Origin of the sequence: Paracoccus sp. MC1862, assembly GCF_016617715.1 — a bacterium.
GTDB lineage: Bacteria > Pseudomonadota > Alphaproteobacteria > Rhodobacterales > Rhodobacteraceae > Paracoccus.
On the sequence record NZ_CP067230.1, the window covers coordinates 1 to 12,943 of the forward strand.

At 69.7% G+C, this 12,943-nt stretch carries 13 protein-coding genes; 10 read left to right on the top strand and 3 right to left on the bottom strand.

The features are described from left to right. The first annotated feature begins 228 nt into the window (after positions 1 to 228). A complete protein-coding gene (locus JGR78_RS17670) occupies positions 229 to 1,257 on the top strand; it encodes a replication initiator protein A (RefSeq protein WP_234450994.1) in 1,029 nt (342 codons plus the stop codon). Positions 1,258 to 1,394: 137 nt separating this feature from the next. Beyond that, a complete protein-coding gene (locus JGR78_RS17675) occupies positions 1,395 to 2,531 on the top strand; it encodes a nucleotidyltransferase family protein (protein WP_182805442.1) in 1,137 nt (378 codons plus the stop codon). Here the strand turns inward: JGR78_RS17675 and JGR78_RS17680 are convergent. Then, complete coding sequence (locus JGR78_RS17680) at positions 2,520 to 3,653, bottom strand: glycosyltransferase family 2 protein (RefSeq protein WP_182793155.1); 1,134 nt, start codon at positions 3,651 to 3,653, stop codon at positions 2,520 to 2,522. The genes JGR78_RS17675 and JGR78_RS17680 overlap by 12 nt on opposite strands. 129 nt (positions 3,654 to 3,782) lie before the next feature. Here JGR78_RS17680 and JGR78_RS17685 point away from each other — a divergent pair, with 129 nt between their 5' ends. Continuing rightward, entirely contained in the window at positions 3,783 to 4,580 is a 798-nt protein-coding gene (locus JGR78_RS17685; RefSeq protein ID WP_182793154.1) for a family 16 glycosylhydrolase, read from the top strand. Between the two features lie 64 nt (positions 4,581 to 4,644). Continuing rightward, complete coding sequence (locus JGR78_RS17690; protein ID WP_234450997.1) at positions 4,645 to 5,949, top strand: O-antigen ligase; 1,305 nt, start codon at positions 4,645 to 4,647, stop codon at positions 5,947 to 5,949. 73 nt (positions 5,950 to 6,022) lie between these two features. Here JGR78_RS17690 and JGR78_RS17695 read toward each other — a convergent pair whose 3' ends face one another. Then, positions 6,023 to 6,748, bottom strand: coding sequence for a sugar transferase (locus tag JGR78_RS17695; protein WP_234450995.1), 726 nt, complete (start codon positions 6,746 to 6,748; stop codon positions 6,023 to 6,025). A gap of 317 nt (positions 6,749 to 7,065) precedes the next feature. On the opposite strand from JGR78_RS17695, the gene JGR78_RS17700 reads away from it, so the two are divergent. The 6 genes from JGR78_RS17700 (at position 7,066) to JGR78_RS17725 (ending at position 12,721) form a co-directional block, all read left to right on the top strand. Then, on the top strand, positions 7,066 to 7,203 hold the full coding sequence (locus JGR78_RS17700; protein ID WP_182793185.1) for a hypothetical protein: 138 nt from the start codon (positions 7,066 to 7,068) through the stop codon (positions 7,201 to 7,203). Between the two features lie 136 nt (positions 7,204 to 7,339). Then, entirely contained in the window at positions 7,340 to 7,600 is a 261-nt protein-coding gene (locus JGR78_RS17705; protein WP_182793184.1) for a PqqD family protein, read from the top strand. Between the two features lies 1 nt (position 7,601). Further along, complete coding sequence (locus JGR78_RS17710) at positions 7,602 to 8,066, top strand: lasso peptide biosynthesis B2 protein (RefSeq protein WP_182805472.1); 465 nt, start codon at positions 7,602 to 7,604, stop codon at positions 8,064 to 8,066. Then, positions 8,063 to 9,961, top strand: coding sequence for an asparagine synthase-related protein (locus JGR78_RS17715; protein ID WP_182805470.1), 1,899 nt, complete (start codon positions 8,063 to 8,065; stop codon positions 9,959 to 9,961). The genes JGR78_RS17710 and JGR78_RS17715 overlap by 4 nt, the downstream gene beginning before the upstream one ends. Next, positions 9,958 to 10,896 (top strand): serine kinase, encoded by a 939-nt coding sequence (locus JGR78_RS17720; protein ID WP_182793181.1) that lies wholly within the window; start codon positions 9,958 to 9,960, stop codon positions 10,894 to 10,896. Before JGR78_RS17715 ends, JGR78_RS17720 begins: the two co-directional genes overlap by 4 nt. Further along, positions 10,889 to 12,721 carry an ABC transporter ATP-binding protein gene (locus JGR78_RS17725; RefSeq protein WP_182793180.1) on the top strand — a complete coding sequence of 611 codons (1,833 nt, stop codon included), beginning with the start codon at positions 10,889 to 10,891 and terminating at the stop codon, positions 12,719 to 12,721. The genes JGR78_RS17720 and JGR78_RS17725 overlap by 8 nt, the downstream gene beginning before the upstream one ends. On the opposite strand, the gene JGR78_RS17730 is transcribed toward JGR78_RS17725, so the two are convergent. Continuing rightward, positions 12,697 to 12,924 carry a hypothetical protein gene (locus JGR78_RS17730; RefSeq protein ID WP_182805468.1) on the bottom strand — a complete coding sequence of 76 codons (228 nt, stop codon included), beginning with the start codon at positions 12,922 to 12,924 and terminating at the stop codon, positions 12,697 to 12,699. The two genes, JGR78_RS17725 and JGR78_RS17730, sit on opposite strands and share 25 nt — an antisense overlap. Positions 12,925 to 12,943 lie beyond the last annotated feature (19 nt).

Sequence of the window (12,943 nt, forward strand, 5' to 3'; positions counted from 1 at the left end):
TAAATAGGTGTTAAATAGGTGTTAAGCGCAGACAAAAGGCTTTTTTTCTACTACTTATCAAAGCTTTGAAATGTCTGCGTCTGTGTGAAGTGTCGTTTCTTCATGTGTAAAGTGGTGATTCGTCATGTGTGAAGTGTCGTTTCTCCCCGCTTCATGGGTGAAGTGTCGTTAACCTTGATTCATGTGTGAAGTGTCGTTATGGGTGAAGTGTCGTTTCCCCGAGGCCATATGAACAGCCCGCTTCTTCCCGACCGTCATCCGCAACGTGATTTCTTCGTCTGCGACATCTTCAACGCCGCCCCCAAGGCCGATGTCGGGCCGATGGAGCATCCGATCTTCTCGCTCTCGACCAAGCCCGACCTGCGCCCCCGCCATTACGAGCACAACGGGCTGTCGGTCGAGATCAAGCCCTCCTCCGACGGCATGGCCACGGTCCACGACCGCGACATCCTGATCTTCTGCATCAGCCAGCTCATCCGGGCGCTGAACGACGGGCGCGAGGTCAGCCAGATCGTCCGCTTCCAGGCCGCGGACCTTCTGCGGGCGACCAACCGGATGACCACGGGGCGGGGCTACGACCTGCTGAAGGCGGCCATGGAGCGGCTGGCCGGCACCCGCATCTCGACCAACATCACCACCGGCGGCGAGGAAATCTTCGAAACCTTCGGCCTGATCGAAAGCGCCCGCATCGTGCGCCAGACCCGCGAGGGCCGGATGCAGGAGATCGAGATCAAGCTGTCGGACTGGGTCTTCAACGCCATCCGCGCGCAGGAGGTGCTGACCATCAGCCGCGACTATTTCCGGCTGCGCCGGCCGCTGGAACGGCGGCTTTACGAACTGGCGCGCAAGCATTGCGGCAACCAGAAGGAATGGATGGTCGGGCTGGACCTGCTGCAGAAGAAATGCGGCTCGTCCTCGTCCAGCTTCGAGTTCCGGCGGCTGGTGGCCAACGTGATCCGCGAGGACATCGCCCATTCGCACATGCCGGACTATTCGGTGCGCTTCTCGGACGACGGGGACAGGGTGGTCTTCCGCAACCGCGGCACCGCGCCCCTGGCCGAGGCCGAGATCTTCGAGGGCTTCCTGGACCCCGAGGCCTACGAGGAGGCCCGCGCCGCCGCCCCCGGCTGGGACGTGCGCCACCTGGAAGGGGAATGGCGCCGCTGGTGCGCGGCCGAGGAGATCGAGCCGAAGCACCCCGCCCGCCATTTCGTCCGCTTCTGCCAGTCCTGGCACGAGAAGCGCGGCAAGCCCTGAAGGGCGGCAAAACCCTCCCTGTGCGGGCGCCGACCCCGCTTGCCCCGGCCCGGACCTTCGGGTGAAATGCCGCGAAGGGCAGGGCCAAGGCCTTGCGGTGCCGCATCGGGCGGGCATCAGGCAGGCGGAAGGCGCGGATGGCATTCACCGAACAGTTGATCGCATCGGTCCGGGGCGACTCGGGGGCCGAGATCGCCGTGCTGACCGCTGCGGCGTGCCCGGCCAGCCCACAGGCCGCAGGTCCCGAACCGACGGGGCCGAGGCGCCCGCCCGATCCCGACCGGCTGTTCGACATCGCCCGGCTGAACAAGATGCTGGGCCAGTTGCCGGTCAGTCCCGCCGCGCTGCCCCCCGGCTGCGCCGCGCTGGCGCCCCGGCTTCTGCAGGCGCGGCTGCGGACCGCCGCCATGAACCGCGCGGCCATGGCGGTCACGGCCGAGGTTTCCCGGGCCTTCGCGGGCGCGGGGCTGCGCCATGCCGTGCTGAAGGGGCCGTTCCAGCAGATGGCCGTCCATGGCGATCCTTTCCGCCGCCCCTCGGGCGACATCGACCTGTTCGTGACCCCGCGCGACCGCAGGCGGGCGGCAGCGCTTCTACAAGGGCTGGACTTCGCCCCCATGGAGCAGGAGCAGGCGCTGTGGTGGGTCCCCTTCCTGGGCGAGCAGCATTTCCGCCGCGAACGTGACGGCGCGGTGGTCGACCTGCATCACCGGCTGCAGCAGGCGGGCCTGCCGGACTGGCGGGGCGCGGCGGGCGTCCTCGACCGCGCCGTGACGCAGGCCCATGGCGGGGACGCCATCCCGGTCCTGTCGCCCGCCGACGGCTGCCTGCTGATGGCGGTGACGCTGGCCAAGGCGCTGCTGGCGCGCGAGCCCTGCGGCTGGGCCGCGGCCGAGCTGGCGCACTGGCTGGCCCGGCTGGACCCGGCCGACCGGCGGATGCTGGACGGGATCGCCGCCGCAAGCGGGCAGGAGCGGACGCTGGCCCTGGGGATCACGCTGGCCCGCGCCTGCCACGACCATTCGGCGCTGGCAGGCGCGGGTGCGGCCCCGCTGCGCGGGCTGCCAGCCGGCCCCGCCCTGCTGCGCGACCTGGTGTTCCAGCCCTGGCAGCGCCGGGCCGAGGCGCCGCGCCGGCGGCAGATGCTGCGGATGCTGACCGAGGGCCGCCCCCATGTGCTGGCGGCCGAGGCAGCCCGCGCCGCCCTGTCCCTGCGCGTGCAGGCGGCGCTGGCGCGGCGAGAGCAGCGGGGCGCGCGGACCTCAGCCCGCTGACCCCCCGGCCGTCGCGCCTGCCAGCCAGAGCGCCCAGCCGGGCGCGCCGGGCGGGGGCGTGCCGCCAGCCGCGATCCGCGCCGCAGCGGGGGCAGGGGGGCTGTCCCAAGGCTGGCCGGGCAGCGGCAGGGCGGCAACGGGATCAGGGGAAACGGCGCCCTCTGCGTGGTCCTGCGCCTGCAGGGCGGCCTTGCGGCGGCGGCGATCGCGCAGGCTTCCGGCCAGCCGGGCGACCGTCGCCGGATCGGCCAGCCGGGGCAGGGCGCGGCTCCAGCGCCTTGCCTTGATCTCCGCGACCAGCCGTTCATAGCGCAGCGACCGGCGAAGCTGGCGGTCCACCGCCGCCGCGGCCGCCCGCGCCTCGGGGTCGGAAAGCGGCGGCAGGGCGCGGTGGGCCTGCAGCATCGCCGCGACCGTCCCGACCGACAGCCGGTGCGAGATGGAACCGGGATGCCGGCGATAGGCGTAAAGCGGGTCGGGCAGCAGCAGGAAGCGGGCGCCGTCGATCAGCAGCCGCAGCACCAGATCATAATCCTCGCCGATCCTGAGCCGCGGGTCGTAGCGGCGGCCCCCCAACACCGCACGCCGGATCACCGGCTTGAGATAGCCGAAGGAGGGCAGGGCCGGATCGCCCCCATTGGCGCGCAGGTAAGCCGGCGCCGCGAGCCACATCGGCGCGGCCAGCGCAAGCGGCTGCAGCAGGGTGCGGCCCTGCTCGGCCGGGGCGCCGAAATGCACGAGGTCATCGGCCACCAGATCCGCCCCCGCGGCTTCCGCCGCCGCGATCAGGCGCGAAAGCCGTTCCGGGTGGATCAGGTCGTCGCTGTCCACCACGGCGATCCAGTCGCCCCGCGCCGCGTCCAGCGCCCCGTTGCGGGTGGCGGCGGGGCCCTGGTTGCGGGGACTCGCGATCACCCGCACCCGGTCGTCGGTTCCGGCGATCCCGCGCGCGATCGCCACGCTGTCGTCGTCCGAGGCGTCGTCGGCGAGGATCAGCTCCAGCCGCTGCTCGGACTGTGCCAGGACCGCGCGCATGGCGGCCGCCAGATGCGGGGCGCCGCGGAAATTGGCCATGACCACCGAGACCACGGGCCGCGTGGCGGAAGCAGGGGCAGGGGTCACGGCTGCGTTCCCGCCGGATTGCACGACATGTGAACGCCTTTCCGTTGACCGACCCGCGCCGGGCTTCCATAAGCCGCGGGAGTCAAGGCGGCAACCGCCCGCCATCCCCCGCGGCCGAGAAGGTTCGAGATGCGCCATTCCCTTGCCCTGATCGCCCTGCTGACCGCCGCAGGCCAGCCGGTCCTGGCGCAGTCCTCCGATCAGCCGACCGACAAGGCCCATCCCGAGACCGCCGGCTTCCGCGAGGATTTCACCGGCGCGCTGGACCGCGACCGCTGGTATGTCTCGGACGGCTGGACCAACGGCGACTGGCAGGACTGCCACTGGTCTGAAAAGGCCGTGACGGTGCAGGACGGGATGCTGGTGCTGTCCCACATCCCCGCCTCCGGGGACGGCGGCCCGCCCCTCTGCGGCGAGGTCCAGACAAAGGCCAGGTTCCACTACGGCACGGTCGAGGCGCGCATCCGCACCCCCCGGCAGTCGGGCATGAACGCCTCGGTCTTCACCTATGCCGGCCCGGTCCACGACAGCCCGCACAGCGAGATCGACATCGAGATCCTGACCCGCGAGCCGGGCGAGATGACGGTGAACACCTATGTCGAGGGCGAGCCGGTGAACGGCGCGACCGTGCCCACCGCGCCCCCCTTCGACCAGGAGTTCCACAATGTCGCCTTTCGCTGGGAAGCGGACGGCATCACCTGGTATCTGGACGGGCAGGAGGTCCACCGCACCGAACCCGGCAGCCCGCTGCCCGACCACCCCCAGAAGATCTACATGTCCTTCTGGAGCACGACCGTGCTGACCGAATGGATGGGCGAGCAGACCCCCCGCGACGAACCGCTCGGCTACGAGATCGACTGGGTGGCCTATACGCCGCTGGAGGCCGCCTGCCTGTTCGAGGGATCGATCACATGCGCCCGCCCGTGACCGCCGCGGGTCGCGCGCATCTTCCGGTCGCGGCCATTGCGGCACGGATGGCAGGTTGATCGCCATGGGAACCGGCGCGGCACGGCGGCATGGGCACGGACACAGGCGGGCGACGCCCGCCGGGCCGGGGCTGACCATCAGCTATTCGCCCTTGGCGCTGGCGGGGTTCCTGGCGCTTTTCGGCCTTTGCTTCATCGTGCCGCTGGGGTCCAAGGGGGCGCTGCTGTTCCTGGCCGCCGGCATGGCGGTGGCGCTCAGCCGGCCGGGCGCGACGCTGGCGGCGCTGCGGCAGGAATGGATGCTGGTTCTGCTGGCGCTCTGGTGCCTGATGTCCTTTGCCTGGTCGGACTATCCGTCCCTGACGATCCGCTACGGCATCCAGTTCTGCCTGACCGTGGTGATCGCGCTGGTCCTCAGCTACCGGCTGGCGCCCATGACCTTTGTCAAGGTCCTGTTCGTGGCAAGCTCGCTTGCGGGGCTGGCCAGCCTTCTGTCGGGCCGCACCCGCGAGGACGGGATGGGATACCTCGGCATCTATGCCAGCAAGAACGCGCTGGCGAATGCAAGCGCGCTTCTTGTCATCCTGGCGCTGGCGGTGCTGATCGACCGGCGGCTGTCATGGCGCTGGCGTCTGCCGGCGCTGGCCAGCCTGCTGGTCGGGGCGCTGCTGCTGGTGATGGGGAAGTCATCGGGCGCGCTGGTCAGCACCATCGGCGTGGTCGGGGTCTTCGGCGTCATCGTGCTGCTGCAGCGCCTGACCCCCTATGCGCGGCTGGTCTTGGTGGCTCTTGCCCTGGTGCTGGCCGCGGCGGCGGGGGTGCTGCTGTCATTCGTGGTGCCCGAACTGTCGCAATGGTTCCTGAACACCACCGGAAAGGACGTCACGCTGACGGGCCGGACGGACCTGTGGGCCGTGGCTTTCCACGAGATCGCCGAACGGCCGGTCCTGGGCGTGGGGTTCCAGGCCTTCTGGGTCCATGGCCAGCCGCTGGCTGAACAACTCTGGGCGATGTTCGGGATCGGCGGCCGCAGCGGGTTCAACTTCCACAACACCCTGATCTCGAACGCGGTGGAAATCGGCCTGATCGGGGCGGCGCTGCAGGCGGTGATCTTCTTCGGGGGCCTTGCGGCGTCGCTGTCCTGGGCGATCCGCAGCCCCTCGGCCGCCTCGGTCTTCTTTGCGCTCTTCATGGTGCGGCAGTTCATGCTGATGTGGATCGAGGCCGCCTATTTCTATCAGTTCGAGCTGTCCTCGGTGATCACCATCGCCGCCGTCTGCTACGGGCGCGGCTTCCGCAGGACACAGCGCCCCCCGGTGCAGGCGGCCATCGCCCGCAGGGGGAGGCCGGGTCTGCCGGCCATCACCTGAGAACCCCTCGGAACGGCAACGGGGCGCCCTTTCACAAGGGCGCCCCGCGGCGGTCTTCCGGCAAGGGCGTGGCTCAGTGGGCGCCGCGTGACATCGCCACCGCCGGAATGGTCATGAAGACGATCCGAAGATCCTGCCACAGGTTCCAGTTGGTGACGTAGAACCGGTCCAAGCGCACCCGTTCGGCATAGGTGGTGTCGCTGCGGCCGCTGATCTGCCACAGTCCGGTCAGGCCGGGGCGGGCGGCCAGGTAATGCCGGGCCGAGGCGCCGTAATGGTCCAGTTCCGCCTGCACGATCGGACGGGGGCCGACCAGGCTCATCTCGCCCTTCAGCACGTTCAGAAGCTGCGGCAGCTCGTCCAGGCTAAGCTTGCGCAGCACCGCGCCGAGGGGGGTGACGCGGGGATCGTCGACCAGCTTGCGCTGTTCCTTCCACACCGCCTCGGCGGCGGGATTGCTGCGGAAATGCCGTTCAAGCACCGCGTCGCCATCGACGACCATGGTGCGGAACTTCCAGCACCTGAACTCGCGCCCCCCGAAGCCGATGCGGCGATGGCCGTAAAGCAGCGGCCCAGGGTCCTTGATCCTGAGAATGATGACCAGCCCGAGGATCAGCGGCAGCAGCAGCGGAATGGCAAGAATGACAAGGAAAATATCCAGGGCCCGCTTTGCCGCGCCGCCGACCGGAACCGTCCGCGGGATCTGCAGCGGCCTTGCGGCGGGGGATTGCACATGAGGAGCAACAAGCTTGGGCGAGTCGGTATCGGCAACAAGATCATGAGCACGGAGCATCTGCATCTGAACACCAGCCCTACAAAAAACAACAACAAATACCCGGCAAGGCGCCGGCAGGGCGCGTGGATGCCCCGAGCGAATACCTAGATCAAAGCAGGCAGAATTATCTAGTTAAAACTTTATCAATTAATATTGAAAGTTAAATCCGACACTCCGCCAGAGGCTCCCATACTCTAGGATTTTCACGCAAGCCGGCATCATATAAGGTTTTTTTCACCAAGGGAAGGGGACCTGTCCTTATAGATAGGTTGAAAATGCCTGCGTAAGCGGAAATCTGCTGACGGCAGCGTTGTGCTGTCGTATTTTTTCCAAGGTACATCATGGTCAAGACCTACTCCCGCCCCGTTCTTCGCGTCCAGGGCCAGCTCGAAGCGATGACCCACGGCAACAGCCGGGGCAGCGCTCTGGACAACACCTTTCAGGCCGGCACTCCGGTGAGCCAGCTTACCTTTTCGTAATGCAGGCTGGCGGGCGGCGGATCACCGCCGCCCATCTGCGCGGCCTTCCGCCACGTCAGAACGAATAACTGGAACCCCTGTTCAATTCGTACGTTGAGGCGACCATTTTCTTCTGGATTTATCAAAGTTGTCATTCATGACTTATCTCGCTTCCCCCGAATGCGTTTCCTGCGCGGTCGAAGACGGCATTGCGATCCTGGATCTGAAATCCAACACCTATTTCAGCCTCGATCCCGTCGGCGCCCGGATCTGGGACCGCATGACGGCGCCCTCCTCGCTTGAGGACCTGACCGCCGCCATCGCCGCCGAATACGAGATCGCCCCCGGAGAATGCCGGCGCGACATCGCCGATCTTCTGGACGACATGCTCAAGCACGGCCTGATCCGGGCGGTCTGACATGGGGGTCCTGCGACGCATCCGCCGTTTGCGCCGCCGCGATGCCGTGCTGCTGTGGCAGGCGCTCGGCGCGGTTCTACTGGTGCGCGGCTATCTGGGGCGCGGCGCCCATCACGACCTGCGCCGGATGATCGAGGCTCATGGGCTGACGCTTCCCGCCGCCGACCCCGGCGCGCCACGTGCCGAACTGGCCGAGATCGCCTGGTCGGTCCGGGCCGTCGCCCGGCTGGTGCCGGGGGCGAGCTGCCTCACCCAGGCCAGCGCCGGCCAGATTCTACTGGCGCGGCGCGGCCATGCAACGACCATCCGGCTGTCGGTTCCGGCGCAGACCGCCACGCCCGGCATACTGGCGCCCCATGCCTGGCTGATGGCCGGGGACACCATCGTCCTTGGCGGCACGCCCGAGGATTACAACCGCCACCGCATCCTGCACGACTTCACCCTGCCGGGCGCCGGTCCGGCATGAGCCGCTTTGCCGCCATGCTGGGCCATGGCCCGGATCACGACCCCGCCGCCTGGCGCATCGCGGCCGACTTGACCCGCCGCACCGGGGAAATCCCCGGATACCGGGGGGCCGAGGGCCTCCATCTGTGGCAGGCCGGACGGACCGGCAGCCCCGCCACGGTGCGGACCCTCGGCCCGCTGACGCTGGCCGGGGACCTGGCGCTGACCGACCTGCCCGAGCTGCGGGGCGCGCTGGCCGCCCATCCGGGCAGCGATCCCGCCGATCTGGTACTGGCCGCCTGGCGGCGCTGGGGCACGGATGCTCCCGACCGCCTGAACGGTGCCTTCGCCTTTGTCCTGTGGGATGCGCGGACCCGGCGCCTGACCGCTGTCCGCGACCGTTTCGGCATCCAGCCCCTGGCCTATGCGCTGACCCCGCGCCGCGCCGTTTTTGCCAGCGACCTGTCCACGGTGCTGGCGGGGCTGGATGCGGTCCCCGGCATCGACCGCGCCTGGGTGGCGGGGTTCCTGGCCGGGCAGCCGCTTGACGCCACCGCGACGGCCTGGGGGGACGTGTCGCGCCTGCCCCCCGGCCACCTGATGACCCTGGACCCCGACGGGACCGCCGCCCTGCGCCGCTGGTACCGGCTGGAACGGACCGCCCCGCCCGACCCGCGGGACGCGGATGCCGCCCTGCACGCGGCCTTGGCCCATGCGACGGTGCAGGCCTGCGCCGATGGTCCCACGGCCACGATGCTCAGCGGCGGGCTCGATTCCAGCACGCTGGCGCTGCTGTCGGTCGGACCGGACGCCCCCGCCCCCTGCCGCCGCCCGGCGCTGTCGCTGCGCTACCGCGATCCGGCCATGGACGAGGGGCGCCATATCCACGAGGTGCTGCGCCGGTCGGGCCGGGAACTCGCCCCCGTCTTCCTGCCCGGAGAGGCCGAGGACGACACCCTTTTCGACATCGACGCCCAGCTTGACTGGCAGGACCAGCCGGTCTTCGCCCCCGGGTTGGAACGCAACCACCGCCTTTACCGCGCCGCGCGGGAACAGGGCTGCGCGGCGGTGCTGGACGGCCATGGCGGCGACGAGGTGATCGGCGGCAGCTTCCGCGACATCGCCCTGATCGCCGGGGAAGGCCGCTGGCCACTGGCACTGGCGCTGGCCGTGCGCCACGCCCGCTTCACCGGCGAGCCGGTGTCGCAGGCGCTGGCCACCCTGCTGGCCATCCGCGGCCGGCGCGGCTTCGGCCGGCTGGGCCGCTGGGCGCTGAAGGACGCAGGTCCCGACCCCCGGGACTGGCGCGCGCTGGTCGATCCCGACCTCGCCCGCGAAACCCGGCTGGTGGAACGCGCCCGCACCGGGCAGGCCCCTACCCCCGAGGACCGCCACCTGCCCGAGGGCGTGCGCCTGCATGCCGCGATGCTGACCGGCCCGCTGGCCCCCGCCGCCTTTGAAACGATGGGCCGGGCCGCGCAGGCCGAGGGCGTGGCGCCGCGCTATCCCTTCTATGACCATCGCGTGGTCGAGCTTTGCGTCTGGCAGCCCGAACCCGCCAAGGTCGCGGGCGGCCAGCCCCGCGCCCTGCTGCGTCGGGCGATGCGGGGCATCCTGCCGGAATCGGTGCGGATGCGCGGGGACAAGACCGATTTCATCGCCGGCTTCTGGGGCGCGCTGCGGCGCGACCCGCAGGGCCGCATCGCCGCCCTGCGGGCCGATCCCGGCCCCCTGCGGGGCTGGGTGGACACGGGCATCCTGCGCGCGGATGCCGAACGCCTGGCCCGCGCGCCCGAGCCCGACCTGGAAACGGCCTTCCGGCTGTGGCGGTCGCTATGGCTTGCCGCATGGCTGGAACGGCCCGCCCTGTCCCTTTCGTCCCGCGCCCCCGGCCCGACCCTTGCGAGTGTCCGATGACCGCTGTCCCTGCCCTTTCCGCCCCGCCTCTTCAGGCCCATGCCTATGCCGCCTATGGGCTTTGCGTGGTGTCGGACGTTATCCTGCCCGAGCTTGCCCCCGGAATGCCGGGGCGTCCGGCAGACCTGCGGATCTCCGAGGCACCGCAGCCCGCGATTCCCCGCAGCCCCCTGCCCGACTGCCGTTTCGGGCCCGAGGGGACATGGTTCTGGTGGCCCGAGGTCGGGGCCTTCTCGGTCTCGGCCGACGGCAGCCGCATCGGGATCGAGCGCAGGCCGGGCATCTCGGACGACCTGCTGGCCTTCCCGCTGCTGGGGCCGGTCCTGTTCGAGGCGCTGCGGCGGAACGGCCTTTTCGTCCTGCACGCCAGCGCCGTCGTCCATCGCGGGCGCGGCATCGCCTTTCTGGCCGACAAGGGCGTGGGCAAGTCCACCACCGCCACCGGCTTTCTGCGAAACGGGGCGCGGCTGCTGGCCGACGACCTTGTGGCGATCGACGGCGAGGGGCGGATGCTGCCCGGCTTCGGTCAGGTCAAGCTATCCGAGGGCGCGGCGCGGATGCTGCCCCCCGGCGCCACCGTCCGCGGTCCTGTCCATGACGCAATCGACAAGGCCCGCGCGATGCTGGACCCTGCCCATCTGGCGGGGACGCCGGTCCCGGCGGCGCGGCTTTACCTGCTGGAACGCGCCCGCCGGGGTCAGCCGTCAGAGGTGCTGCGCCTCCCCCCATCCGAGGCGCTGGCGGCGGTACTGCGCTTTTCCTATGCGGTCCGCTTCGGCCCGGCGCTGCTGAACGGCGCGGCCGCCGCCCAGCATTTCCGCGCCGCCGCGCAGGTGGCGCTGCGCTGCCCGCCCCGGCGGCTTTTGCTGGCCGAGGGACTGGACCGCGCCCCTGACATCCGCGCGGCGATCGACCGCGACCTCGGCGATGACTGACGCCAGCCCACCCTTGACGGCCCCGGTCCCCACCGAGGAAGCCCGCGCCCGAAGCCGTGGCGCTGCGGGCCAGCTTGCCTCGTTGTGGCGGGCGCTGCGGCATCTGGAGGGGCGGCGGCTCTGGATCGGGCTGGCGCTGCTGGTGCTGGGCACGCTCAGCGAAGGCGCCGCGATCGTGACCTTTCTGCCGGTGCTGCAACTGGTCGGCGCGGGCGGCACCTCGATCGATATGTCGGGGCTGGATTTCCCCGGCGCCGGGTTGCTGCCCGCAATGGTCCCGCTGGGCGCGCTGCTGCTGGTCATCGTCGGGCTGACCGCGCTGCAGGCGATCTTCAACCGCAGCAAGGCGGTCTACCTGTCCGACCTGATCCACGACTTCACCAACCACCACCGCACCGCCCTGTTCCGCGAGGTGGCGCTGGCCCGCTGGTCCCATGTCGCCCGCATCCCCCGCACCCGCATCGAGCATGCCCTGACCGGCGAGATCGAGCGGCTGTATCTTGCCGCCTTTCTTGTCCTGTCGATCCTGCAGAACCTGGTGGGGCTGGCGCTGTATTTTGTCCTGAGCCTGGCGATCTCGGCGCCGATGACGCTGCTGTCCTATGGATTCGGGGTGGTGGCGCTGGTGCTGATGCGGCCCTTCCGCCGCCTTGCCCGGCATTACGGCGACCGGCTGCAGGCGCGGCGCGAAGGCCAGCTTGCGGCGGTGTCGGAATTCGTCGGCAGCCTCAAGATGGCCCGCAGCATGAACCTAGAGGACCGCTATCTGGGGCTTTTTTCGGCGATTCTGGGGCAAACCAAGGCCGATGCGCGGCAGTTCATCCGACAGTCCTCGATCGGGACGGGCTTGTTCCAGTTCGCCGTGGTCAGCGGCGCCGCGCTGTTCATCTGGGTGGCGCTGGCCTGGGCGCAGCTTGATGTCGCCCGGATCGTGATCCTGCTTCTGCTGTTCATGCGGACGGCGCCGCGCTTCATGGGCATCCAGGGCTCGGTGCAGCAGTTGCTGGTCGACCTGCCGGCCTGGGGGGCGATTTCCCGGCTGCGGGACGACCTGCAGGCCGAACGCGACCCGGCGATGGCGGGCCACGATCCCGCCCCCGCCCCGCGCCGGGATATCCGGCTGGACCGGGTGAGCTGGCGCTTTCCGGGCGAATCGCGCGAAGCGGTCAGCGACTGTTCCCTGACCCTGCGCGCGGGCGAGCTGACGGTGCTGGTCGGGCCGTCCGGTGCGGGCAAAAGCACGCTCGCCGACATCGTGATGGGCCTGCTGGAGCCGCAGAAGGGCACGGTGCTGGTCGATGGCAAGGCATTGCGCCCCGGCCAGTTCCGCGGCTGGCGCGACCGCACCGGCTATGTCGCGCAGGAGCCGTTCATGATCAACGGCAGCATCCGCGACAACATGGCGATCGCGGCGGCCGGTCCTGTCGATGACGACCGGATCTTCCGGGCGCTCGACCTTGCCTCGGCCGGGTTCGTGCGGGACCTGCCGGCGGGGCTGGACACGATGATGGGCGACCGCGGCACGCTTCTGTCGGGGGGCGAGCGTCAGCGGATCGCCGTCGCCCGCGCGCTGCTGCGCGAGCCCGACGTGCTGGTGCTGGACGAGGCGACAAGCGCGCTGGACTGGGAAAACGAAGAAGCCCTGATCCGGGCCATAGGCGGGCTGCGCGGCCGCATGACGATTCTGGCGATTACCCATCGCCCCGCGCTTATCCGGGTGGCGGATGCGGTCTTCGTGATGGAATCAGGGCGCGTGACCGCGTCCGAACGCCCGCGCGAACAGGGACCGCAGGCGGAAAGCTATCTGGGCAGAATGACAAGCTGATCGGGCCGCTTGCGCGCGTTGCAGGCCCGGTCCCGGCGCGCGGCCGCGAATACCACGAAAGCCAGGATTGCGGCCTGCAACGCGAGAACCGCCACAAAGGCCAGACCGGCAATCTGCCAAGCCGAATATCCGGCCGGGATTGCCCATGCCAGCAGGCCGGAAATTACCGCCACGGCAGTTATCAGGTAATGAATGACGAACATCTAAAAAACCTTCAACCTC

Bases quoted from the DNA above. Each gene is read 5' to 3' on its own strand.
- JGR78_RS17670 (WP_234450994.1), top strand. From the start codon at position 229: ATGAACAGCCCGCTTCTTCCCGACCGTCATCCGCAACGTGATTTCTTC.
- JGR78_RS17675 (WP_182805442.1), top strand. From the start codon at position 1,395: ATGGCATTCACCGAACAGTTGATCGCATCGGTCCGGGGCGACTCGGGG.
- JGR78_RS17685 (WP_182793154.1), top strand. From the start codon at position 3,783: ATGCGCCATTCCCTTGCCCTGATCGCCCTGCTGACCGCCGCAGGCCAG.
- JGR78_RS17690 (WP_234450997.1), top strand. From the start codon at position 4,645: ATGGGAACCGGCGCGGCACGGCGGCATGGGCACGGACACAGGCGGGCG.
- JGR78_RS17695 (WP_234450995.1), bottom strand. From the start codon at position 6,748: ATGCAGATGCTCCGTGCTCATGATCTTGTTGCCGATACCGACTCGCCC.
- JGR78_RS17700 (WP_182793185.1), top strand. From the start codon at position 7,066: ATGGTCAAGACCTACTCCCGCCCCGTTCTTCGCGTCCAGGGCCAGCTC.
- JGR78_RS17705 (WP_182793184.1), top strand. From the start codon at position 7,340: ATGACTTATCTCGCTTCCCCCGAATGCGTTTCCTGCGCGGTCGAAGAC.
- JGR78_RS17710 (WP_182805472.1), top strand. From the start codon at position 7,602: ATGGGGGTCCTGCGACGCATCCGCCGTTTGCGCCGCCGCGATGCCGTG.
- JGR78_RS17715 (WP_182805470.1), top strand. From the start codon at position 8,063: ATGAGCCGCTTTGCCGCCATGCTGGGCCATGGCCCGGATCACGACCCC.
- JGR78_RS17720 (WP_182793181.1), top strand. From the start codon at position 9,958: ATGACCGCTGTCCCTGCCCTTTCCGCCCCGCCTCTTCAGGCCCATGCC.
- JGR78_RS17725 (WP_182793180.1), top strand. From the start codon at position 10,889: ATGACTGACGCCAGCCCACCCTTGACGGCCCCGGTCCCCACCGAGGAA.
- JGR78_RS17730 (WP_182805468.1), bottom strand. From the start codon at position 12,924: ATGTTCGTCATTCATTACCTGATAACTGCCGTGGCGGTAATTTCCGGC.